24 protein-coding genes, 1 other RNA gene and 1 other annotated feature are annotated in these 25,150 nt (G+C 33.4%); of the genes, 24 read left to right on the top strand and 1 reads right to left on the bottom strand.

Going from position 1 to position 25,150, the window contains the following annotated elements; genetic code table 11:
• Positions 1-106: 106 nt before the first annotated feature.
• The 24 genes from KA873_RS06965 to KA873_RS06850 all read left to right on the top strand — a co-directional run bounded on the left by KA873_RS06965 (position 107) and on the right by KA873_RS06850 (position 23,744).
• Positions 107-565 (top strand): DUF4930 family protein, encoded by a 459-nt coding sequence (locus tag KA873_RS06965; RefSeq protein WP_107384775.1) that lies wholly within the window; start codon positions 107-109, stop codon positions 563-565.
• A gap of 67 nt (positions 566-632) precedes the next feature.
• A complete protein-coding gene (locus KA873_RS06960) occupies positions 633-791 on the top strand; it encodes a hypothetical protein (protein ID WP_019468502.1) in 159 nt (52 codons plus the stop codon).
• A gap of 463 nt (positions 792-1,254) precedes the next feature.
• Entirely contained in the window at positions 1,255-2,097 is an 843-nt protein-coding gene (mreC, locus tag KA873_RS06955; RefSeq protein WP_107384776.1) for a rod shape-determining protein MreC, read from the top strand.
• Positions 2,097-2,621: a rod shape-determining protein MreD gene (mreD, locus tag KA873_RS06950; RefSeq protein ID WP_107505234.1), complete on the top strand. Its 525-nt coding sequence runs from the start codon at positions 2,097-2,099 to the stop codon at positions 2,619-2,621. Before mreC ends, mreD begins: the two co-directional genes overlap by 1 nt.
• A 29-nt stretch (positions 2,622-2,650) precedes the next feature.
• Positions 2,651-2,724 (top strand) — a sequence feature (ribosomal protein L21 leader region).
• Positions 2,725-2,736: 12 nt separating this feature from the next.
• Positions 2,737-3,045 carry a 50S ribosomal protein L21 gene (rplU, locus tag KA873_RS06945; RefSeq protein WP_019468505.1) on the top strand — a complete coding sequence of 103 codons (309 nt, stop codon included), beginning with the start codon at positions 2,737-2,739 and terminating at the stop codon, positions 3,043-3,045.
• 2 nt (positions 3,046-3,047) lie between these two features.
• A complete protein-coding gene (locus KA873_RS06940; protein WP_107384778.1) occupies positions 3,048-3,368 on the top strand; it encodes a ribosomal-processing cysteine protease Prp in 321 nt (106 codons plus the stop codon).
• An 11-nt stretch (positions 3,369-3,379) separates the two neighbouring features.
• Positions 3,380-3,664 carry a 50S ribosomal protein L27 gene (gene rpmA / locus KA873_RS06935; protein WP_019468507.1) on the top strand — a complete coding sequence of 95 codons (285 nt, stop codon included), beginning with the start codon at positions 3,380-3,382 and terminating at the stop codon, positions 3,662-3,664.
• Between the two features lie 130 nt (positions 3,665-3,794).
• Complete coding sequence (obgE, locus tag KA873_RS06930) at positions 3,795-5,084, top strand: GTPase ObgE (protein WP_107505235.1); 1,290 nt, start codon at positions 3,795-3,797, stop codon at positions 5,082-5,084.
• Positions 5,085-5,095: 11 nt separating this feature from the next.
• Entirely contained in the window at positions 5,096-5,551 is a 456-nt protein-coding gene (locus KA873_RS06925; protein ID WP_107384780.1) for an ACT domain-containing protein, read from the top strand.
• A gap of 12 nt (positions 5,552-5,563) precedes the next feature.
• Complete coding sequence (gene ruvA, locus KA873_RS06920; RefSeq protein WP_107384781.1) at positions 5,564-6,166, top strand: Holliday junction branch migration protein RuvA; 603 nt, start codon at positions 5,564-5,566, stop codon at positions 6,164-6,166.
• 33 nt (positions 6,167-6,199) lie between these two features.
• A complete protein-coding gene (ruvB, locus tag KA873_RS06915; protein WP_107384782.1) occupies positions 6,200-7,201 on the top strand; it encodes a Holliday junction branch migration DNA helicase RuvB in 1,002 nt (333 codons plus the stop codon).
• A gap of 2 nt (positions 7,202-7,203) precedes the next feature.
• Positions 7,204-8,229: a tRNA preQ1(34) S-adenosylmethionine ribosyltransferase-isomerase QueA gene (gene queA / locus KA873_RS06910; protein ID WP_107384783.1), complete on the top strand. Its 1,026-nt coding sequence runs from the start codon at positions 7,204-7,206 to the stop codon at positions 8,227-8,229.
• A 24-nt stretch (positions 8,230-8,253) separates the two neighbouring features.
• Entirely contained in the window at positions 8,254-9,393 is a 1,140-nt protein-coding gene (tgt, locus tag KA873_RS06905; RefSeq protein WP_107384784.1) for a tRNA guanosine(34) transglycosylase Tgt, read from the top strand.
• A gap of 17 nt (positions 9,394-9,410) precedes the next feature.
• Positions 9,411-9,671, top strand: coding sequence for a preprotein translocase subunit YajC (gene yajC / locus KA873_RS06900; RefSeq protein ID WP_019468514.1), 261 nt, complete (start codon positions 9,411-9,413; stop codon positions 9,669-9,671).
• 320 nt (positions 9,672-9,991) lie between these two features.
• A complete protein-coding gene (gene secDF / locus KA873_RS06895) occupies positions 9,992-12,268 on the top strand; it encodes a protein translocase subunit SecDF (protein ID WP_210140198.1) in 2,277 nt (758 codons plus the stop codon).
• Between the two features lie 299 nt (positions 12,269-12,567).
• Positions 12,568-14,844: a single-stranded-DNA-specific exonuclease RecJ gene (gene recJ / locus KA873_RS06890; RefSeq protein WP_107505062.1), complete on the top strand. Its 2,277-nt coding sequence runs from the start codon at positions 12,568-12,570 to the stop codon at positions 14,842-14,844.
• 15 nt (positions 14,845-14,859) lie between these two features.
• A complete protein-coding gene (locus tag KA873_RS06885) occupies positions 14,860-15,378 on the top strand; it encodes an adenine phosphoribosyltransferase (RefSeq protein ID WP_107384787.1) in 519 nt (172 codons plus the stop codon).
• Positions 15,379-15,686: 308 nt separating this feature from the next.
• Complete coding sequence (locus tag KA873_RS06880) at positions 15,687-17,876, top strand: RelA/SpoT family protein (protein ID WP_107505061.1); 2,190 nt, start codon at positions 15,687-15,689, stop codon at positions 17,874-17,876.
• 13 nt (positions 17,877-17,889) lie between these two features.
• The gene (dtd, locus tag KA873_RS06875; protein ID WP_107385039.1) at positions 17,890-18,342 is read left to right on the top strand and encodes a D-aminoacyl-tRNA deacylase; all 453 of its coding nucleotides are present in this window, start codon (positions 17,890-17,892) and stop codon (positions 18,340-18,342) included.
• Positions 18,339-19,214, top strand: a complete 876-nt coding sequence (locus KA873_RS06870) for an N-acetylmuramoyl-L-alanine amidase family protein (protein WP_107385038.1) — start codon at positions 18,339-18,341, stop codon at positions 19,212-19,214. The genes dtd and KA873_RS06870 overlap by 4 nt, the downstream gene beginning before the upstream one ends.
• Before the next feature lie 341 nt (positions 19,215-19,555).
• On the top strand, positions 19,556-20,818 hold the full coding sequence (hisS, locus tag KA873_RS06865; protein ID WP_107505060.1) for a histidine--tRNA ligase: 1,263 nt from the start codon (positions 19,556-19,558) through the stop codon (positions 20,816-20,818).
• 12 nt (positions 20,819-20,830) lie between these two features.
• Positions 20,831-22,597 carry an aspartate--tRNA ligase gene (gene aspS / locus KA873_RS06860; RefSeq protein WP_107505059.1) on the top strand — a complete coding sequence of 589 codons (1,767 nt, stop codon included), beginning with the start codon at positions 20,831-20,833 and terminating at the stop codon, positions 22,595-22,597.
• A 61-nt stretch (positions 22,598-22,658) separates the two neighbouring features.
• A non-coding RNA gene (gene ssrS, locus KA873_RS06855) (6S RNA) lies at positions 22,659-22,849 on the top strand.
• Positions 22,850-22,976: 127 nt separating this feature from the next.
• Entirely contained in the window at positions 22,977-23,744 is a 768-nt protein-coding gene (locus tag KA873_RS06850) for a tRNA threonylcarbamoyladenosine dehydratase (RefSeq protein ID WP_107505058.1), read from the top strand.
• 75 nt (positions 23,745-23,819) lie between these two features.
• Here the strand turns inward: KA873_RS06850 and KA873_RS06845 are convergent, their stop codons facing one another.
• Positions 23,820-25,100: a replication-associated recombination protein A gene (locus KA873_RS06845; protein ID WP_181187615.1), complete on the bottom strand. Its 1,281-nt coding sequence runs from the start codon at positions 25,098-25,100 to the stop codon at positions 23,820-23,822.
• Between the last annotated feature and the right edge of the window lie 50 nt (positions 25,101-25,150).

The raw sequence follows: 25,150 nt of genomic DNA, 5'->3' as shown, positions 1-25,150 counted from the left end.
TGAAACATACATCGGTCTATAGTTAAGATATAAATACACCTATAGTCTGATGATAAACTTTATTAAACATACTATAATTTTGATGAATAAAATAGGAGGATGGTTCATGCGTTTCATTTTTAGTATTATAAAGAATATTATAGCTATTATTGCAATTATAGTAATTGTATTTTTCGCACTCAAATATGCGCCCTTTTTGAAAGACCAAGATTGGAACCCAATTCATAATGATGAATCATCCTTAAATAATAGCGCAAATAAAGGTCATCTTACAGGTGGACAAAGATATTCAGTAGAAGATAACGATATTTTGAATAATGTTCCACTTAGTCAAACAAAAAATATGTTTAATTGGATTGATAAACGGGAGTTTATGTCAGTAACTGGTATCGAAAGAATGGGATATAATGACACTTATTTAGCTGGTCAACGTGGAGATGAATTTATTATTTATAAATTTGGTTCTGAATCTATGAGAGTTTATAAAACTGAAATAGAGATGAATCAAGACCTTAATCAATTGGGCGAACATATAGAATTGAAGCCAGCTTCAAATTATGAGTAATGGGTTTGAATTCTTTTAATAAATAAGTTAGCCTTATATAAGTAATATGAAAAGGTTGGTGTTTATAATGAGTGAAAAATCTAATGAAAAAAAAGCAGACGAACAAGCAAAAGCACAAAATTTATTTGCGCGTTGGCGTAAAGAAGAAACGCTTTATAAAGAAGATGAAAAAGAATCTAGTAAGTCTAATGACTCTAAAACATCATCAGATGAAGAGCAGAAATAGTATTCGTTTAATACGAGTACAGTAAGTTAATTAAATGTGTATGTAAGCTGTAGTTTATGTAGCTTCTAGGTAATTTTTTAGTTTAAAAAATTAATATGATAAATAACCGGGACGAGTTTTAAATCAATATGGATAGGATTGATTTTAACTCGTCCTTTTTTATGAGATTGGATGTTTATCAAAATGAGTAAACTGTTGTCCTAAAAAGGAATTTTCAATGACTATTTTAAAAATCAAATGGAACGTTTAAATTAATACTAAATAATACACTATTCTCTAAATTTATTGCTATAATACAAGTTATCACAATGTTTTAATATAAAATATAGTAAACTTATCTTCATATTAAAATTCTCAAATGAATTTTGTTTCATATTCTTTATGTTCGTGCTTTATTTCGTTTAAGTAGTAATATAAAATGATAGGAAGAAGATAAAATAGTTGGTTAATAGAGGTGTTTAGGTTGTCAAAGTTTTTTAGAAACAACAAATTGATTGTTATATTATGTGCAATCATTGTTTTTATCGCCTTGATTGGTGTGTCATTGCGATCCCAATCCCAATCACATGTTGAACAGTATGTTGGGGATACAGTAGCTTTTGGCCAAAAGGCTGTGAGTTATCCAGTCCATTTTATTACTGGATCTATCAATAGTATTTTTACCAGTGGTGATTCAAAAAAACAATCAAGTGAATTGAAACAGTTAGAGGCGGAAAATCAAAGGTTAAAGTCAGAGAATAAAAAGTACAAAAAAGAATTAGATATTGAAGATATATCTAAATTCGATCCAATTTCAAGCACAGTTCTTTCTAGAAACCCTGATCAGTGGATGAATACATTAGTCATTAATCAAGGGTCAAAAGATGGAATCAAAAATAATATGGCAGTAATGACTTCTGATGGTTTAGTTGGTCGAATCTCTAAAGTGAATCAGTTTTCTTCACAAGTAGATTTAATATCAACAAACACAAGGGCAAATCGCTTATCTGTCAATATCCAACATGATGATAAAAACGTGTTTGGCCTCATAGACCATTATGATGCAAAAAAGGAAGAGCTAGTAATATCTGATATTAACAATAAAGACAGTGTTAAAAAAGGAGATAAGGTAGTTACAAGTGGATTAGCTGATCAGCTTCCAACTGGGTTATACATAGGTGAAGTAGCAAAGGTTGAAAATGATGAGTATGGTTTAGCTAAAGAAGTAAGAGTGAAAACTGGTACTGATTTAGCTGATTTAAGTCATGTTTATGTTGCTAAAAGAGACCCTAATACAGTACCTGATACTGAAAGTGGTGATAATTAATGCGAGCTTTATACTACTTTCTAATAGGTATCATCCTTTTTTATATTGATACCGCAATTGCACTTGTCATACCTATGCAAATTTCTGGTAAAGAGATCATTTTTGTACCTCATTTAACAATTATGTACATCTTAATCATTAGTGTCTATAGAGGTTTTGGTGTAGCTCTGATTTTATCTACAGTATTAGGATTAATTACCGATTTATATTATGGTAGCTTTTACGGATTATATTTATTTGGCTATATTTTATTAGTCGTTATCATGGATTTTTTCTTCAAAGTATTTTATCGAGATCATTCGATGTTATTTACTATCGTATTGTTAAGTACACTCGTGTTAGAAATTTATGTAGCAGTTATATATAGTGTTTTAGGATTAGTTCAATTTAATCTGTTTGAGTTTGTGATTTTTAGAATGATACCGACATTAATTCTAAATTTAATTTTATTAATTGTTTTGTATCCGCTAATAACTAAATTTCTCAAAAAAATCCAATTGAAGATTGACAGTGAAAGATCATAATGCTAAAATGCAGTAGTTGAGTAGTTTCTAGCTACATACAACCGCTCGGATTCAGGTTTAAGTACAAAGATGTCACCTGAGTTTGGCGTGACTTAAATTATAGGAGGTGCAAAGTATGTTTGCTATTATTGAAACAGGTGGAAAACAAGTAAAAGTTGAAGAAGGACAAGAAATTTTCGTTGAAAAATTAGACGTAAATGAAGGTGATTCTTTCACTTTTGATAAAGTACTATTTGTAGGTGGAGATTCAGTTAAAGTTGGTGCACCAACAGTTGAAGGTGCAACAGTTACTGCTACTGTAAACAAACAAGGTCGCGGTAAAAAAATTACTGTTTTCACTTATAGACGTCGTAAAGACTCTAAACGTAAAAAAGGTCACCGTCAACCATACACTAAATTAACAATCGACAAAATCAACGCGTAATTATGATTAATGTAGATGTTACATTAAATGATTCGGGTCAAGTAACAGACGTTATCATGGATGGTCATGCCGATCATGGTGACTACGGTTACGATATTGTATGTGCAGGAGCATCTGCAGTTATTTTCGGAAGTGTTAATGCTATAATGGGATTAACATCTGAGAAACCCGACATTGACTATAGTGATGACGGTGGATACTTCCATGTTAGAAGTGTCGATACGAATAACGAAAAAGCGCAATTAATTCTTCAAGCAATGTTAGTCTCTTTGCAGACCATTGAAGAAGAGTACAAAGAAAATATTAGATTAAATTATAAGTGAGGTGCAACCAAATGTTAAAATTAAACTTACAGTTCTTCGCATCTAAAAAAGGGGTAAGTTCTACAAAAAACGGACGTGACTCTGAATCAAAACGTTTAGGTGCTAAACGTGCGGATGGTCAATTCGTTACTGGCGGTTCTATTTTATTCCGTCAACGTGGTACTAAAATTTATCCTGGTGAAAATGTTGGTCGTGGTGGCGACGATACATTATTCGCTAAAATCGACGGCGTTGTAAAATTTGAACGTAAAGGTCGAGACAAAAAACAAGTATCTGTATACGCAGCTGCTGAGTAATTTTTGTTCATGTTAACACCAGAAGTGATGACTTCTGGTGTTTATTTTTTGTCTTTATTTTCTAGTTATATAGAAAATGCTATAATATACAAGATATGTAAATTAAGTTTTATAAAAAAGAGGTGAAATCATGTTTGTTGATCAAGTTAAAATATCACTCAAAGCTGGTGATGGCGGTAATGGCATAACTGCATATAGAAGAGAGAAATATGTACCATTTGGCGGTCCAGCAGGTGGTGATGGTGGTAACGGAGCTTCAATTGTGTTCGAAGTAGATGAAGGTCTAAGAACGTTATTAGATTTCAGATACCAAACACATTTCAAGGCTAAAAGAGGTGAAGGTGGTCAAAGCAGTAATATGCACGGTAAAAATGCTGAGCATTTAGTATTAAAAGTACCACCAGGTACAATTATTAAAAGTGTAGAAACTGAAGAAGTTCTAGCTGATTTAGTAGAGAATGGACAGCGTGCTACAGTTGCAAGAGGTGGTCGTGGAGGACGTGGGAATTCCCGCTTTGCTTCTCCACGAAACCCTGCACCAGATTTTAGTGAAAACGGTGAACCAGGTGAAGAAATTGAGGTTACTTTGGAACTGAAACTACTTGCAGATGTTGGTTTAGTCGGTTTCCCTAGTGTTGGAAAATCTACATTATTATCAACAGTTTCTAAAGCAAAACCAAAGATTGGAGCTTATCACTTCACAACAATTAAACCTAATCTAGGCGTTGTTTCTACCAAAGATCATCGTAGTTTTGTGATGGCAGATTTACCTGGACTTATACAAGGCGCTTCTGAAGGTGTCGGACTGGGTCACCAATTTTTAAGACACGTTGAGAGAACCAAAGTAATCGTGCATATGATTGATATGAGTGGTTCAGAAGGTCGTGATCCTTACGAAGATTATCAAGTTATTAATGAAGAATTAAAAGCTTATGAACATAGATTAGAAGACCGACCACAAATTGTGGTTGCTAATAAAATGGATATCCCTGATGCAGAAGATAATTTAACCATTTTTAAAGAACAATTAAATGATAAAAGTGTACGCATTATTCCCTTGTCTACAGTAATGCATGATAATATTGATGAATTATTATATGCTATTGCTGATACATTAGAAGAGGTCAAAGATGTAGATTTTAATAAGGAAGAAGATTTAGGTGTTAATAGAGTGGTCTATAAACATACGCCTAGTCAGGATGCATTTACGATTACTAGAGACGATGATGCTGCTTACGTAGTGAGTGGTAAAGCTATAGAAAGAATGTTCAAAATGACTGACTTTAATAGTGATCCAGCAGTTAGACGTTTTGCGCGTCAAATGCGTTCAATGGGTATTGATGATGCATTACGTGAACGTGGTTGTGAAAATGGAGATATTGTAAGAATACTTGGTGGAGAATTTGAATTTGTTGAATAGGAGTGCTTGATATGGGCAAAAATGAAAATAAAAAGTTTTATTTAATTCGTGAAGATGTGTTACCTGAATCAGTGGTTAAAACTTTACAAATCAAAGAAGTTTTGAAAAACGACCCATCATTGTCCATATTTGAAGCAGTGAAACAATTCGATTTATCCCGAAGTGCATTTTACAAATATCGTGATACGATATTTCCAGTTGACGAAAAATTAGAAGAAACAAGAGAGTTTACATTGATTTTGTATGTGAATGACATCATAGGTATGTTAGCTGAGGTTTTAAATACACTTTCTAAATTAGATTTGTCAGTGTTGACGATTCATCAAAGTATACCGATGGACGGTAGAGCTACCATTACATTATCATTAGATGGCAAAGGCACAGATTTAGAAATAGATGAAGTCATAAATGCATTAAAAAAGATTGAACATATTTCTAATGTGGAACTCATTAGTATGACGATATAAGGAAGTGTGACTGTGTACGCATATATTAAAGGAACTTTAACCGTTTTAAATCCCACGCATGTAGTTTTGGAGGCTTCAGGCGTAGGTTATGAGATTCAAACTCCAAACTCATATCGATTTCAAAAATATAAAGACCAAGAGATTTTGATTCATACTTCGTTGATTGTAAGAGAAGATGCACAGCTGCTTTATGGTTTTATAAATCAAGAGGAAAAAGATATGTTTTTAAGCTTAATTAAAGTGACAGGCATCGGTCCAAAATCAGCTTTAGCAATTTTAGCTAGTAGTTCACCAAACGAAGTAAAAATTGCAATTGAAAATGAAAATGATGCTTATTTAACAAAATTTCCTGGCATAGGTAAAAAAACAGCGCGTCAAATTGTTTTAGACCTCAAAGGTAAAGTACAAGTAACAGAGGAAGATAGCAGTCAATTGTTTAATGTGGACCAAAATAATCCGCAAAATACTGCAATTGTAAAAGAAGCGTTACTAGCTTTAGAAGCACTGGGTTATTCTAAGAGAGAGTTGAATAAAGTTGAAAAAACTTTAGATAAGGAATCTTTTGAATCAATAGATGATGCAGTGAAGCGTGGTTTACAGTTGCTTATATCTTAAGTTTGCTGAAATTTTATGAAGGGGGAAATATAAATGGATGATAGAATGGTAGATCAGTCTATGCATGAAGATGAATCATCATTTGAATTATCTTTAAGACCTGAAAGATTACGCCAATATATAGGACAATCAACGATTAAATCAAATTTAGAAGTTTTTATAAAAGCAGCTAAAATTAGGAAAGAACCGTTAGATCATGTACTTTTATTTGGCCCCCCTGGATTAGGTAAAACGACTTTATCCAACATCATTGCTAATGAAATGGAAGTCAATATTAGAACCATTTCTGGACCGTCTATTGAACGACCGGGTGACTTGGCTGCTATTTTGTCTAGTTTACAACCTGGTGATGTATTATTTATCGATGAAATTCACAGATTGAGTAGTGTTGTAGAAGAAGTTTTATATCCAGCAATGGAAGATTTCTTTCTTGATATTGTGATAGGTAAGGGAGAAGAAGCGCGAAGTATACGTATTGACTTGCCTCCTTTTACATTAATAGGTGCTACAACCAGAGCCGGGAGTTTAACCGCGCCTTTACGTGATAGATTTGGTGTTCATCTGAGATTAGAATATTATAAAGAACATGAATTGAAAGAAATTATAATCCGTACCGCAGAAGTTTTAGGTACAACTATAGATGATGAAAGTGCCATTGAACTTGCGAAAAGAAGCAGAGGTACGCCGAGAGTGGCAAATAGGCTGTTAAAACGAGTTAGAGATTTTCAACAAGTTAAAGAAGATGAATCGATAAGTATTGAAACTACAAAGCAATCTCTAGCATTATTACAAGTGGATGATGAAGGGTTAGATTATATCGATCATAAGATGATGAACTGTATCTTAGAACAATATAAGGGTGGCCCTGTAGGTTTAGATACAATCGCTGTTTCAATTGGTGAAGAACGTGTCACAATTGAAGATGTTTATGAGCCATTTTTAATACAAAAAGGTTTTATTGAACGTACACCAAGAGGGCGTAAAGCGACAGCGTATGCTTTTGAACATTTTAGTAAGAATGGAAAGAAGGAATAGTTTTGGATATTGAAGCATTTGATTATCATTTGCCAGAATCATTAATCGCTCAAACGCCTCTGAAAAATAGAGATGAGAGTAGATTGCTTGTGCTTGGTAGAAAAACTGGAAATATCGCACATAAACACTTTAAAAATATTATTGATTATATTGAATCAGGAGATACATTAGTACTTAACGACACCAGAGTGATGCCTGCACGTTTATTTGGTTTAAAAGAAGAGACAGGTGCAAAAGTAGAAATGTTGATGCTAACACAACTTGAAGATAATGATTGGGAAGTCTTATTGAAGCCAGCAAAAAGAATTAAAGTAGGCGACAAATTATCTTTTGGTGAAGGCAAAATAGTTGCTGAATGTCTTGAAACTTTAGATCAGGGCGGAAGAATCATGCGTTTAAATTATGAAGGTATACTACAAGAACGTTTGGATGAGTTGGGTGAAATGCCACTGCCTCCGTATATTAAAGAACGCTTAGATGATCCAGATCGTTATCAAACTGTTTATGCAAAAGCATCAGGATCAGCTGCAGCTCCTACAGCAGGACTTCATTTTACTGATGAACTACTTGAACAATTAAAAGCTAAAGGTGTTAATATTGCATTTATTACTTTACATGTCGGGTTAGGTACATTTAGACCTGTGAGTGTTGAAAATATAGATGACCATGAAATGCACAGTGAATATTATCAAATGAATCAAGAAACAGCAGATTTGCTAAATGCTACAAAAACAAATGGGCACCGTATCTTTTCAGTAGGGACAACTTCTACTAGAACATTGGAAACCATTATGCAAACACGTAACAATTTTGTAGCAGAGAGTGGATGGACCGATATTTTTATCTATCCTGGTTTTGATTTTAAAGCAATAGATGGTTTAATAACAAACTTTCACTTGCCGAAGTCAACACTAGTTATGTTAGTTTCGGCATTTAGTTCAAGAGATTATATTTTGAACGCTTATCAACAGGCTGTCAAATCTGAATATAGATTTTTTAGTTTCGGCGATGCAATGTTAATTTTTTAGGAATGAAACGAAAGGAGTTTTTGTATGCCAGCTGTAACATATGAACATATAAAAACATGTAAACAATCTGGAGCAAGATTAGGAATCGTGCATACACCACATGGATCGTTTGAAACACCAATGTTTATGCCTGTTGGTACTAAAGCCACAGTTAAAACGATGAGTCCTGAAGAATTGCATCAGATGGAAGCAAAAATAATATTAGGAAATACATATCATTTGTGGTTGCAACCAGGAAATGATATTATCAAAAAGAGTGGGGGATTACATCAGTTCATGAACTGGAATGGTCCAATACTGACAGATTCAGGTGGTTTTCAAGTATTTAGTTTAAGTAATTTAAGAAAAATTACTGAAGAAGGTGTTGAATTCCGTCATCATACTAATGGTTCTAAATTATTCTTGAGTCCTGAAAAATCAATGCAGATTCAAAATGATCTTGGCTCAGATATTATGATGGCATTTGATGAATGTCCACCTATGCCAGCTGAATATCAATATGTAAAAGAATCAATCGAAAGAACAAGTAGATGGGCAGCTAGATGTTTACAAGCGCATCAAAGACCTGAGGATCAAGCTTTATTTGGTATCATCCAAGGCGGAGAATATAAAGATTTACGTCAACAAAGCGCTGAAGAATTAGTAGCGTTGGATTTTCCCGGTTATGCTATCGGAGGTTTATCTGTTGGGGAACCCAAGCCAGTAATGTATGATATGGTTTCGCATACACAACAATTTATGCCTAAAGATAAACCACGTTATTTAATGGGTGTGGGTTCACCAGACGCATTAATAGAATGTAGCATTAGAGGTATGGATATGTTTGATTGTGTATTACCTACACGTATTGCACGTAATGGTACATGTATGACTTCACATGGCCGTGTTACTATAAAAAATGCTAAATATGCTGAAGATTTAGGTCCACTTGATGATAATTGTGACTGCTATACTTGTAAAAATTATAGTAGAGCATACATAAGACATTTAATAAAAGCAGAAGAAACTTTTGGTATCCGTCTTACTACTTATCATAATTTACATTTCTTGCTGAAATTAATGGAAAACATCAGACAAGCTATTCGCGATGATCGTTTACTTGATTTTAAAGAAGAATTCTTTGAACAGTATGGACTAAATGTAGAAAACCCAAAAAACTTTTAAAAGGGAGAAATAACTATATGCAATTTACTTCATTGATATTACCGATATTATTATTAGTATTAATGTGGTTCTTCTTAATTAGACCACAACAAAAAAAGGCTAAAGAGCATCGTGAAATGATTAGCCAAATTTCATCAGGTCAACATGTTACTACTATAGGTGGAATTAAAGGTACTGTACGTAGCGTTGACGAAACTACAGTTGTATTAACTTTAAATGGCAATGGTACAGAAATCACTTTAGAAAAACCAGCTATTAAACAAGTTGATCCTTCATAAATGATCTTATGATTACGAACTGATATATACTATCAGTTCGTTTTTTGTTTAACAAAACCTAAAGATATTGGACTTTAAAGACATAGTTGGTGTTATAATGAAAGATAGACAAAATCAAATTTTTAAATAGCTTAAGTAATCATTACATTTGGTAACACTTACATTTAAAAAGAAGTTACAAATAAGTTAAGTTTGTTTTTACACTACATGTAATGTGTTAAAATATGTAAGGTTATTTAGAAAATTTAATCGTTTAGTATATGAGAACGAAGGCGATTGAATTATGAATTTATAACATAAGCTTACAATGAGGTGTTCAAGTGAAGAAAAGTAGTAGAATTGTTGCATTTATATTGCTTGTAGTTCTATTGTTAGGCGGGATAGGACTTACATATAAAAATGTAGTAAAAAATGTCAGCCTCGGATTAGACTTACAAGGTGGCTTTGAAGTCTTATACCAAGTTGACCCTTTACAAAAAGGTGATAAGATTGATGATAAAGCTGTAAAAGCCACAGCAAAAACACTTGAAAACCGTGTAAACGTTTTAGGGGTTTCTGAACCTAAGATTCAAGTGGAAGATAAAAATAGAATCCGTGTACAATTAGCGGGTATCAAAAATCAATCTCAAGCTAGAGAAATTTTATCTTCACAAGCTAATTTAACGATTCGTGATGCTGATGACAATATCAAATTAACGGGTAAAGATATTCAACAAGGTTCAGCGAAACAAGAATTTAAACAGAATACGAATCAACCCGCAGTTACTTTTAAATTAAAAGATAGTGATAAATTTAAAAAAGTAACTGAAGAAATTTCTAAAAAAGATGAAAATGTTATGGTTGTATGGTTAGATCACGAAAAAGGTGATACTTACCATAAAGAAATGAACAAAAAAGATCAAAAATATGTGTCGGCTGCTTCAGTTGACAAACCTATCAATTCAGATAGTGTAGAAATTTCTGGTGGATTTAAAGGTGAAAAAGGTATTGAAGAAGCAAAACAAATTGCAGACTTATTAAATTCTGGTTCATTACCTGTAGACCTTAATGAAATTTACTCTAATTCTGTAGGTGCGCAATTTGGACAAGATGCTTTAGATAAAACAATATTTGCTGCAGCAATTGGTATAGCGGTAATTTATTTATTTATGTTAGGTTTCTATCGTTTACCAGGGCTAGTAGCTGTTATTGCACTTACTGTTTATATTTATTTGACATTAGTTGCATTTAATTTCATTTCTGGTGTATTAACATTGCCAGGCCTTGCAGCTTTAGTACTGGGTGTCGGTATGGCAGTCGATGCGAATATTATCATGTATGAACGGATTAAAGATGAACTGAAAATTGGACGAACGCTCAAACAAGCCTATAAAAAAGCGAATAAAAGTTCATTCTTAACCATAGTCGATGCGCAGCTTACAACAGTGATTGCTGCTGCTGTATTGTTCTTCTTTGGTGAAAGTTCTGTAAAAGGTTTCGCTACAATGTTGCTACTTGGCATTTTAATGATTTTTGTAACAGCAGTATTTTTATCAAGATGGTTACTTTCACTACTTGTTTCTTCAAATTTCTTCAAAAAATCATCTTGGTTATTTGGTGTCAACAAGCATCATATTGCAGATATAAATGAAGGTAAAGAAGTTCATGATTTAAAAACACCGTATGAGCGTTGGGATTTCATGAAGCTAGCCAAACCATTATTGTCACTAAGCGTACTAATTTTAATCGTTGGTGCGGTTATACTGTTTATTTTCAAACTTAACTTAGGTATTGATTTTACAAGTGGTACAAGAGTTGATTTTGAATCGAAAGATAAAATATCTGAAGCGAAAGTGACAAAAACACTTGAGGATCAAGATTTTAAACCTACCCAAGTTTCTTTAGGTGAAAATGGCAAAAATGCAACAGTACAATTCAAAAATGACTTATCTAAAGATGAAGTGTCAAAAATTAAGAACACGATTGATAAATCATTCGGTAATGATCCAACTGTTAATACGGTTTCACCAGTTATAGGTCAAGAATTAGCTAAAAATGCAATGATGGCGCTATTGTATGCAGCTATCGGTATCATTATTTATATCACATTCAGATTCGAATGGCGTATGGGACTGTCCTCAGTGTTAGCACTGTTACATGATGCCTTTATGATTGTGGCTGTATTCAGTCTGTTTAGATTGGAAGTTGACATTACATTTATTGCAGCTGTGCTAACTATTATTGGTTACTCAATTAATGATACGATTGTAACGTTTGACAGGGTACGTGAGAACTTGCATAAAGTTAAAGTGATTACGAAACCTGAACAAATCGATGATATTGTTAATAGATCAATTCGTCAGACAATGACGCGTTCTATCAATACAGTGCTGACAGTGATTATTGTCGTAGTTGCACTATTAGCATTCGGTGCACCAAGTATTTTCAATTTCTCATTAGCGTTGTTAATTGGTTTAATATCTGGTGTGTTCTCATCAGTATTTATAGCTGTTCCTTTATGGGGAATTATGAAAAAACGTCAGCTTAAAAAATCAGACGACAATAAACTTATTGTATATAAAGAGAAAAAATCAAATGATGAAAAAATATTAGTATAATTAATATCAAAACATGTACTAATATAAAATAGGGTGGAGCAAAAGCGCACACTCTAAATGAAAGGCTAATCCATGGGATCATGGATTAGCCTTTTTTATTGTTAATATTTGCGATTTTGACCGTGCATGCTTGCCTGGGGATATGGCTCGAGCCTGTAGTCTCTCACTCATATCATTTCCCTGGGCGTCCGCACGTTACAAAATCCTTTGAAGTTTTAAGTATGGTTGAAATAAAGGTTACCACTTTTTATTTTTCAAATTCTTTTGTATAATTGCTTGTGGAAATGAGGGAGAATAGTATGATTAAATCAAAATATAATTGGGACGTTAAATTACCTGAAGTTGAAATAGCAGAAAATATTGCAACAGATTTAAAGCTAACTCCTATTGTAAAAAAAGTTTTGGAAAGTAAAGGTATAACTGATGAAACTGATATTCGAAATCTTTTAGAAGGGGTTCAAATTACACATGACCCTTGGAAGATGAGTGATATGGATAAGGCTATTGAGCGTATCAATGTAGCGATAGATCAAAACCAAAAGATTTTAGTATATGGAGACTATGATGCGGATGGTGTCACTTCAACGACTATATTGGTTTCTACATTGAAAGAACTTGGTGCTCATATAGGCTGGTATATACCGAACCGCTTTTCTGAAGGTTACGGGCCAAATGAATTGGCTTTTAAAAATGCTTATGATGAAGGGATATCATTAATTATAACAGTGGATAATGGTATTCAAGGGCATGATGAAATACAAATGGTTCAAGACCTAGGTGTTGATGTTATTGTCACAGACCACCATGAAATTGGTGAAACAATGCCTAATGCATATGCGATTGTCCATCCAATGCATCCTGAGTTTGAATATCCGTTTAAATATCTGTGTGGTGCAGGTGTTGCTTATAAGTTAGCTCAATGTTTATTGGATGAACCACCAGTTCATTTTCTAGGTTTGGTTGCTATTGGAACAATTGCTGATTTAGTATCCTTAACGGATGAGAATAGAACGCTGGTTCAAAATGGTTTAGCGTCATTAAATAAATATTGTCCGCCATCAATAAAAGCTATTTTAAACCAAGCTGGTTATAATGACGAAATAAATGAAGAAACTGTCGGCTTTATTATAGGACCAAGGTTAAATGCTGTAGGGCGTTTAGAGGATGCTGCACTTGCTGCAGAGTTATTAATGACTGAAACAGAAGATGAAGCTATGTTTTTAGCTGAACAAGTTGAATTTTTTAATCAAGAGCGAAAAGATATCGTGTCTCAAATTACTGAAGAAGCGCTTGTAATGGCAGAAGAACAAGTACAGCAAGGTTCAAAATTCTTACTGTTAGCTCAAACAGATTGGCATGAAGGCGTACTTGGTATTGTAGCGTCAAGAATTGTTGAAACATACAGTCTTCCAACATTAATTTTAAATATTGATGAAGCCCAAAACCACGCAAAAGGTTCAGCTCGAAGCATTGATCAAGTATCAATGTTTGAAATTTTAAGCGATTATTCACAGTTAATTACGAAATTTGGTGGACACCATATGGCAGCTGGGGTCACAATGCCTATAGAAAATGTTCAACAATTACAGAGTAGTTTAAATGCATGGATGGCACAATTAGCAGAAACAACTTCACTTGAACCACGTAAAAAAGTTGATGTAACTATTTCAGAAAGTGATATTACTATACAAAATATTAAAGATATTCAAAGATTGCGACCATTTGGTACAGATTTCACTAGTCCATGCTTCGAATTACAAGACGTTCTTGTTCAACAGGTAAAAGGTATTGGTCAAGAAAAAAAACACTTAAAACTCGTTATTGGCGAAAGTCAATTACAAGCAATCTTTTGGCAAAGCGGTCACTTAGTAAAAGAATTGGGTGTGCAACAACCTATCAATGTAATTGGAACATTACAAATTAATGAATGGAATGGATTTCAATCTCCTCAATTTATGATTGAAGATTTAGCAAGTCATAATTTACAGATTTTAGATTATAGAAGCAAAAACAAAGTAAATGAATTAAATGCAGATGCTGAGAATGTTGCTTACTTGATTCATCAAAGAAGTGAAAAGTTAGGTGAAAATTATCACTATTATGGTGATGAAATTATTAATAAGTATGATAAATACGTCTTTAGAGATTTGCCGACATCCATTAATGATTTAAAAACAACATTAAAAACAGTTGATATATCTCAAATTTATCTCGTGTTAAATCATGATAGATCGATATACTTTGAAGGTATGCCAAAAATAGAAACATTTAAACAATGTTTTAAAGCACTTGCAGCTAAAAAAGAAACAAATTTAGCTAAAGAAGGTGTACAACTAAGTAAATTTTTAAACATTCAACCACATATACTTAAATTTATCTTGAAAGTTTTCTTGGATTTAGAGTTTATTCAAGTTGAAAATGGTATAATTAAATTAAATAATGTTTCAACAAAACGTGATATTGCTTCAAGTAAATATTATCAAAGTCGTATCGACAGAATTGAAGTTGAAAAGTTATTGCTTTATGAGGATTTTAATCGTTTGAAGCAATGGATAAAGGATGAATTGGTAGAATAATAGGAGGAAGTTTGTATGGATTTAAAACAATATGTATCTGAAGTATCAGACTGGCCACAACCGGGTGTTAACTTCAAAGATATTACAACGATAATGGACAATGGCGAAGCTTATGGTTATGCCACGGATCAAATAGTTAAATATGCAAAACTACGAGACGTTGATGTAGTTGTAGGACCGGAAGCTAGAGGATTCATCATTGGTTGTCCTGTTGCATATTCAATGGGTATTGGCTTTGCACCAGTGAGAAAAGAAGGCAAACTTCCTAGAGAAGTCATTCGTTATGAGTATAATTTGGAGTATGGTACAAATGTATTAACCATGCACAAAGATGCAATTAAACCAGGGCAACGTGTGTTAATTACAGATGATTTATTAGCTACTGGCGGTACGATTGAAGCGGCTATTAAGTTAGTTGAACAATTAGGTGGTATTGTTGTAGGTATTGCATTTATTATAGAATTAAAATATTTAAAAGGTATTGAAAAAATTAAAGATTATGACGTAATGAGTTTAATTTCATACGATGAATAATCACATTTATAATAAAAGAAATTTTATAGCCAAATGAAAACATTTAAAATGATTTCATTTGGCTTTTTATATTTATAAATAGTTTTAATGATTCGTTAACTTAAATTATCTTTTATTTGTATTAAAAAATTAAAATTCAGCTACATTTTGCCAATTGTCTTATGTACGCATTTATTTATTTAATAACATGTAGTATTATATAACTATTATACATAATTTGACCTAATAGCGTAAAAATACGTTACAATCGATATAAAATAATACTGGGTATCTAATCGTGATTAATATTTAGTATAGGGGTGTCTTAAGTGAACAATGAATATCCATACAGTGTGGACGAAGTATTATCCAAAGCAAAATCATATTTGTCAAAAGAAGATTATGAATATGTATTGAAGAGTTACCATCTAGCTTATGAGGCACACGAAGGTCAATTTCGTAAAAATGGCTTGCCATATATTATGCATCCCATACAAGTCGCTGGGATTTTAACTGAAATGCATTTAGATGGCCCAACCATTGTTGCAGGTTTTTTACATGACGTGATTGAGGACACACCTTATACGTTTGATGATGTAAAAGGCATGTTTAATGAAGAAATTGCTATAATCGTAGAAGGTGTGACTAAGCTTAAAAAAGTGAAATATCGTTCTAAAGAAGAACAACAAGCAGAAAACCACCGCAAGTTATTTATTGCTATCGCAAAAGATGTGCGTGTTATTCTCGTTAAATTAGCGGATCGATTACATAATATGAGAACACTGAAAGCAATGCCAAGAGAAAAACAAATAAGAATATCAAAAGAAACTTTAGAAATCTATGCACCTTTGGCACATAGATTAGGGATTAATACGATTAAATGGGAATTAGAAGATACAGCACTTAGATATATTGATAGTGTGCAATATTTCAGAATTGTTAATCTTATGAAGAAAAAGCGAAGTGAGCGAGAAGAATATATACAAAATGCTATTAATCGTATAGATTCAGATATGGAAAAAATGAATATAATTGGCGATATTAATGGTAGGCCTAAACATATTTATAGCATTTATAGAAAAATGGTTAAACAAAAGAAACAATTCGACCAAATATTTGATTTATTAGCTATAAGAATTATCGTTAATTCAATAAATGATTGCTATGCAGTACTAGGTCTTGTGCATACACTATGGAAACCCATGCCAGGTAGGTTTAAAGATTATATTGCTATGCCAAAGCAAAACATGTATCAATCTTTACATACAACGGTCGTTGGACCGAATGGCGATCCTTTAGAGATTCAGATAAGAACTTATGAAATGCATGAAATTGCAGAACACGGGGTTGCAGCGCATTGGGCATATAAAGAAGGCAAAAAGGTTACTGAAAAAACACAAAATTTCAATAAAAAATTAAATTGGATTAAAGAACTCGCTGAAACGGATAGCACTACCACCGATGCAGAAGAGTTTATGGAAACATTAAAATTTGATTTACAAAGTGATAAAGTCTATGCTTTTACACCAGAAAGTGATGTAATAGAATTACCTTATGGTGCTGTACCAATCGATTTTGCATATGCTGTACATAGCGAAGTAGGAAATAAGATGATTGGTGCTAAGGTTAACGGAAAAATTGAGCCGATAGATTATGTGCTCAAAACTGGTGATATCGTTGAAATCAGAACAAGTAAGCACTCTTATGGTCCAAGTCGTGATTGGTTAAAAATTGTTAAATCTTCTAGTGCTAAAAGTAAGATACGTAGTTTCTTTAAAAAACAAGATCGGTCTTCCAATATTGAAAAAGGTAAGTTTATGGTCGAAGCAGAAATAAAAGACCAAGGGTACCGTGTAGATGCAGTTTTAACGGATGATAATATTGAAGTCGTAAAAGATAAATATAATTTTTCGAATGAAGAAGATTTATTTGCCGCAGTAGGGTTTGGTGGTGTAACAGCTTTACAAATTGTTAATAAGTTAACAGAAAAGCAACGCATTCAAGACAAACAAAAAGCATTGAATTCAGTGCAAGAAGTACAAAAATCTGTGCCAATTAAGGATGACATCACAACAGATAGTGGCGTATACGTTGAGGGAATTGAAAATGTACTCATTAAATTATCAAAATGTTGTAATCCAATCCCTGGTGATGATATTGTTGGATATATCACTAAAGGGCATGGTATTAAGGTGCATCGCACGGATTGTCCTAATATCAAAAATGAAAAAGACAGATTAATTAGTGTTGAATGGGTACGCTCTAAAGATGCGACACAACGTTATCAAGTTGACTTAGAAGTTACCGCTTATGACCGAAATGGATTATTAAATGAAGTTTTACAAGCCGTTAATTCCACTAAAAGTAACTTAGTTAAAGTTTCTGGTCGTTCAGATATTGATAAAAATGCAATCATTAATATTGGTGTTATGGTGAAAAATGTAAATGAAGTCTATCAAGTTGTTGATAAGATTAAACAACTCGGAGATGTTTACACAGTAACAAGAGTTTGGAATTAGAGGTGAAATACACATGAGGATTATTGTTCAAAGAGTGAAAGAAGCATCCGTTTCTAATGGTTCAATAGATAATAAAATAAATAAAGGCTTTTGTTTGCTTGTTGGCGTAGGCAAATCATCTACAGAAGCGGACATTGATACATTAGTAAGAAAAATTGTGAATGCCCGATTGTTTGAAGATGAGAATGGCAAACTTAATTTGAATTTACAGCAAGTACGAGGAGAGATTCTTTCTATCTCACAATTCACACTATATGCAGATGTAAGAAAAGGTAATAGACCTGGTTTTACCAATTCAATGCCGCCTGAAAAAGCAAATGAACTTTATGAAAAATTTAATGAGGCATTACGCACTTATAACATAAATGTATTAACAGGAGAATTTGGCACAGATATGCTTGTTAATATTGCCAACGATGGCCCAGTGACAATTATTTATGAAAGTCAGGATGGCAAAATCGTATGAAAACAATCAATACTTGGCTAGATAAACATAATTTAAAAAATTTCCCTACACTTATTGTTACGTTAGCATTTGTCATATTTATTTTTATGCTCATCGCTTTTCTAAATCACAATGATGAAGATGCGAGTACGATATATATAACGGAAGATACTGATTTGAGAACAGGTCCTAATGCTGTATATCCTACTATTAAACCGGCTAATCAAGGTCAAAGTTATAATAAAATTGGTAAATCCGGCAAATGGATTGAAGTTGAATCAAGTAATCATAAAGATAAAGGTTGGGTGGCTGGTTGGCATACAAATCTAGATATTCAAGCAGATGCTAATGCTAACGATAAACCACTTAAAGATAAAACAATTGTACTTGATCCTGGTCACGGGGGAAGTGACCAGGGAGCTTCAAGTAATACAAAGAAGAAGAGCACTGAAAAAGTTTATACACTGAAAACAGCGAAAGAATTGAAAAGTCTTCTTGAAAAAGAAGGCGCGACTGTAAATATGACGAGAAGTTCAGATAGTTATGTTAGTTTGGACGATCGTAATATTAAAGGTGATGCTTTTATCAGCATACATAATGATTCGCTAAAATCTTCTAAAGCTAATGGAACTACAGTTTATTGGCTTCAAGATAATCAAAAAGCACTTGCAGAAACATTAAATCTTTACATACAAAAAAAAGCGTTACTGACAAATAAAGGCGCTCGACAAGAAAACTTCCAAGTATTGAGACAGACGAATGTCCCCGCTGTTTTATTAGAGTTAGGTTATATTAGTAATCCAACTGATGAAGATATGATAACGAATCAATTACATCGCCACATTGTTGAACAAGCAGTTGTCGATGGTTTACGTGCATATTTTTCAGAATAAAAAGGTTGCATATTAATCAATAACTCGTTATTATTAAATATGAATTCTATATTAAAACCGTTATTATTCTTGACTATGCTAAATGAAACGTCAACATTTTAAATGTGTAGAGACATAATTCGAGGCTGGAAAATTATGCTTAGTAGTTTAGTTATTAAAACGCAAGAAGAGGTGCTTTATGAAATTAAAGCCGTGTGACGAACGTTATCCGTATGAAGTGGGTTGATATAGCTTGTTGATAAACTATATCTAACCAATTAGGGTGGCAACACGGATATTCGTCCCTTGTATAACTGTACAGTTATGCAAGGGACTTTTTATTGTATAAAAGGAGAGGTTTTATGATAAATATTCCTAGAGGAACACAAGACATTTTACCAAGCGAAACAAAAAAATGGCGATATATAGAAACAAAATTAGATGAATTGATGGAATTATATAATTATGAAGAAATTCGTACGCCTATTTTTGAAAGCACTGAATTATTTGCACGTGGCGTTGGTGATTCTACGGATGTCGTTCAAAAAGAAATGTATACATTCAAAGATAAAGGCGACCGCAGTATCACTTTGAGACCTGAGGGTACTGCTGCAGTAGTACGTTCATATATAGAAAATAAAATGCAGGGATTACCTAACCAACCGATTAAATTGTACTACAATGGTCCAATGTTCCGTTATGAACGAAAACAGAAAGGACGTTATCGTCAGTTTACACAATTTGGTGTAGAAGCCATAGGTGCAGAAAATCCTAGTATTGATGCTGAAATTTTAGCAATGGTCATGCATATTTATCAGTCATTTGGTCTTAAACATTTAAAGTTAGTTATTAATAGCATTGGCGATATTAATTCGCGCAAAGAATACAATGAAGCCCTGGTTAAACATTTTGAACCAGTAATTGGCGATTTTTGTAAGGATTGCCAAGCACGTTTGCATACTAATCCAATGAGGATTTTGGATTGTAAAGTTGATAAAGATAAAGAAGCAGTGAAAACAGCACCGCGCATTACAGAATATTTAAATGATGATTCAAAAGCATATTTTGAGGAAGTAAAACAGCATTTAAACGATTTAGACATCAAATATGAAGAAGATCCTAACTTAGTAAGAGGCTTAGATTATTATACACACACAGCATTTGAACTGATGATTGATAATCCAAATTATGAAGGTGCGATTACGACTTTATGTGGTGGTGGCCGTTATAATGGTCTACTTGAATTGCTAGATGGTCCAAGTCAAACAGGTATTGGTTTTGCACTTAGCATTGAAAGATTGTTAATGGCATTAGAAGAAGAAGGCATTGATTTAGATGTTGACCATGATTTTGATTTATTTATCGTTACTATGGGTGAAGAAGCAGACCGTTATGCAGTAAAATTATTGAATGATTTACGTAAAAATGGTGTTAAAGCGGACAAAGATTATATGGAACGTAAAGTTAAAGGACAAATGAAACAAGCTGATAGACTGAATGCCAAACATACTGTTGTTATTGGTGATCAAGAATTAGAAGAAAAAAATATTAATGTAAAAAATATGGAAACCGGAACATCAGAACGTATTGATTTAAATGAACTTGTTAACTATTTTAGAAATTAAGGAGAAGATATCATGAGTAAACGTACAACATATTGTGGTTTAGTGACTGAATCATTATTAGAACAAGAAGTTATATTAAAAGGTTGGGTGCATAATCGTAGAGATTTAGGTGGACTTATCTTTGTAGATTTACGTGACCGTGAAGGTTATGTGCAAATTGTATTTAACCCGGATTTTTCAGAAGAAGCCTTGCGTATAGCTGAAACAATTAGATCTGAGTACGTTGTAGAAGTAAAAGGTATCGTAAAAAAACGTGACCCTCAAACAGTAAATCCAAAAATTGCTACAGGCCAAGTTGAAGTACAAGTTTCAGAGATTGAAATTATTAATAAAGCCGAAACACCACCATTTGCATTAAATGAAGATAATCAAAATGTGGATGAAAACATAAGACTAAAATATAGATATTTAGATTTAAGACGTCAAGAATTAGCACAAACTTTTAAGATGAGACATCAAACTACACGTTCAATTAGACAATATTTAGATGGTGAAGGTTTCTATGATATAGAAACACCAGTGCTAACTAAATCAACACCTGAAGGTGCGCGTGATTATTTAGTACCATCCCGTGTTCATGAAGGTGAATTTTATGCATTGCCTCAATCACCACAAATATTTAAACAATTGTTAATGATTAGCGGCTTTGATAAATATTATCAGATTGTTAAATGTTTCCGTGACGAAGATTTACGTGCAGACCGTCAACCAGAATTTACGCAAGTTGATATTGAAATGAGCTTTGTTGATCAAGAAGACGTCATGGATATGGGCGAAGAAATGTTACAAAAAGTTGTGAAAGATGTAAAAGAAGTGGAAGTGCCGCGTCCATTCCCAAGAATGACTTATAATGAAGCAATGGCACGTTTTGGTTCTGATAAACCAGACACACGTTTTGGTATGGAATTAATTAACGTTTCAGAACTTGGTGAAATCATGGACTTTAAAGTCTTCAAAGATGCAGTAAATAACGATGGACAAGTGAAGGCAATTGTAGCTGAAGGTGCATCTGATAATTACACTAGAAAAGATATTGATGCTTTAACTGAATTTGTTAATATATACGGTGCGAAAGGTTTGGCGTGGGTAAAAGTAGTTGAAGAAGGTTTAAATGGCCCTATAGCTAAATTCTTTGAAGCAGACCATGTTGAAAAATTAAAATCGTTGACTGGTGCAAAAGCTGGAGACTTAGTATTATTTGTAGCTGACAAACCTAATGTTGTTGCTCAAAGTTTAGGTGCGCTAAGATTAAAATTGGCTAAAGAATTAGATTTAATTGATGAAAGTAAATTAAACTTCTTATGGGTAACAGACTGGCCATTGCTTGAATATGATGAAGAGTTAAAACGTTATACTGCTGCGCATCATCCATTCACAGCACCAAAACAAGAAGATATTAATAAATTAGATACTGAACCTGAAAATGCTCAAGCTAATGCATACGATATTGTGTTAAATGGTTATGAACTCGGTGGTGGTTCAATCAGAATTCATAATGAAGGTTTACAATCAAAAATGTTTGAAGTATTAGGATTTACTGAAGAGCAAGCTAGGGAACAGTTTGGTTTCTTATTAGATGCATTTAAATATGGCGCACCACCACATGGTGGAATTGCTTTAGGTCTAGACCGCTTAGTGATGTTGTTAACTGGTCGTACAAATTTACGCGACACAATTGCATTCCCTAAAACTGCATCTGCAACTTGTTTATTAACAAATGCGCCTAGCGAAGTATCAGAAAATCAATTAGAAGAACTTTCATTAAGAATTAGACATTAATTTTTACCAAGTCTTTATTCTTGCTAAATTCCAATAATGTGTTATTATACTTGCATAAGGTAGTCATCTGTCGTGTTCGTAAGTTTGCTTCATATTTGGGCCTAACACTCTTTGATCCGGGAGCCTAATAGGTTTTCTTGCAGCGCACACGCCTCTTAAGGAGGACTTGCAAAACAAGAAACAGGGCACCCACCTGTTAATAGCAGGCCGAATGATCAAGCAATTTATAACTACGGCACGCACGGACTCTATCGGTACGCAAGACTTCGGTCTTGCGTATTTTTTATATCGTTATAAATTAACAGAAAATGTTGTTTTACAAATAATCAGCAAGCAAAAATGTAATGATAATAGTATTCGCTAAATAAGGAGTTAAAAAATGAAACATCAATTTTCGAGAAATGAATTGGCATACGGCCAAGAAGGTTTAGATTTATTAAAACAAAAAACCGTTGTTGTTTTAGGAGTAGGAGGCGTTGGCTCATTTGCAGCTGAAGCATTAGCTCGTACTAATATAGGCCATATTATATTAATAGACAAAGACGATGTTGATATAACGAACGTTAACCGTCAGCTACATGCATTAACATCTACAATTGGTCAAAGTAAAGTAACATTAATGGAAGAGCGTATTAAATTAATCAATCCAGAGTGTAAAGTCACATCACTTCATATGTTTTATACAGAAGAAACATATGAAGCCTTGTTTAATAACTATGATATAGATTATTTTTTAGATGCGAGTGATACACTTATTTACAAAGTTCATCTTATGAAAGAATGTCTTGAAAGAGGTATTTCTGTTATTTCAAGTATGGGTGCCGCAAATAAAACAGATCCAACACGTTTCCAAATTGCAGATATTTCTAAAACTTATATGGATCCAATGGCTAAATTGATACGTCGTAAATTGAAAAAGTTAGGTATATACAAAGGGATTCCTGTAGTATTCTCAGATGAAAGTCCAATCGTCATAAGAGAAGATGTCAAAGAAACAGTTGGCGATGCAAATGCCCCAACCAGAAAAGGGCAAATGCCACCCTCCTCAAATGCATTTGTACCTAGTGTTGTAGGACTCATATGTGCAAGCTATGTAGTGAATGATATATTAAAAGATATACCCGTAACAAGAATCAAAGATAAATAAAGGAATTAAACAACCGCGTTTAACACAAGCAGTCTTTTGTAATGTGTTAGCGCGGTTGTTTCATATGGTTGTAAATTAACTTTTATTTTGTTGCGCCTTATTGATGTTGTCAAAAATAGATTTAAGCTGTTGCTCAGTTTTTGATGTTGTTTTAGGCGTATAGTAAATTTTGTTTTTTAATTTATCTGGCAAATATTGTTGTGGTATAAAACCATTGTCATAATTATGAGGATATTTATAGCCTATTGCTCTACCCAATTCTTTGGCACCTGAGTAATGCCCATCTTTTAAATGATCGGGAATTTGTCCTACATGACCTTTTCGAATATCTGACAGTGCTGCATCGATAGCAGTGATTCCAGAATTAGATTTAGGTGACAGACATAATTCAATTACCGCTTGACTCAAAGGTATTCTTGCTTCTGGAAAGCCGAGTCTTTCAGCTGATTCAATCGCTGCTAAAGTACGTTGTCCAGCACCTGGTGAAGCTAAACCTATATCTTCATAACTAATAACTAATAATCTTCTGACAATAGTAGGTAAGTCTCCAGCTTCTATCAAACGTGCTAAATAATGCAATGCTGCATTAACATCACTTCCTCGAATTGATTTCTGAAATGCACTCATCACATCATAGTGCATATCGCCATCCTTATCACTGACAAAAGCACCTTTTTGTAAGCAATCTTTAGCATCTTCCAATGTAATATGTCTTTGATTATCAACCACCTCAGAACTGAGTACGGCTAATTCTAAAGCGTTCAGCGCACTTCTAACATCTCCTTGGCTTTGCGTTGTGAAATAATTCATCGCTTCTTCATCAATGACTGGATTGTATGAAGCTAGACCACGTGTTTCATCGGTTAGCGCTCTTTCTAAAGAAACTTTTATGTCGTTTTCATCTAATGGGTATAACTCAAAGATTTGTGCTCTTGATCGAATTGCAGGATTAATCGCATGATATGGGTTTGAAGTTGTAGCACCAATTAATACAATTTTTCCATTTTCAAGATGAGGCAATAAAAAATCTTGCTTCGCTTTATCTAAACGATGAATCTCATCTAATAATAGAATGACTTGTCCAGACATTTTTGCTTCTTCGACAATGAGTTGCATATCTTTTTTAGTATTAGTTACAGCATTTAGTTGGCGGAATTTAAACTGAGTACTGCCTGAAATAGCTTTAGCGATACTCGTTTTGCCAATTCCAGGAGGACCATAAAAAATCATGGACGATAATCGTTTGGTATTGACCATTCTGCGTATAATACCTTTGTCACCAACTAAATGATCCTGTGAAATGATTTCATCAATATTATTTGGTCGCATTCTTGAAGCGAGTGGTTCGTTCGTCACAATCTTTCACACCTTTCTAATATTATCTTAACGTAAAAAATGATAGAATG

Source organism: Staphylococcus sp. GDY8P45P (genome assembly GCF_017892745.1).
Lineage (GTDB): Bacteria > Bacillota > Bacilli > Staphylococcales > Staphylococcaceae > Staphylococcus > Staphylococcus cohnii.
Note: the sequence above shows the minus strand (reverse complement) of the source record. Positions and strands in the feature narration are given on the sequence as shown.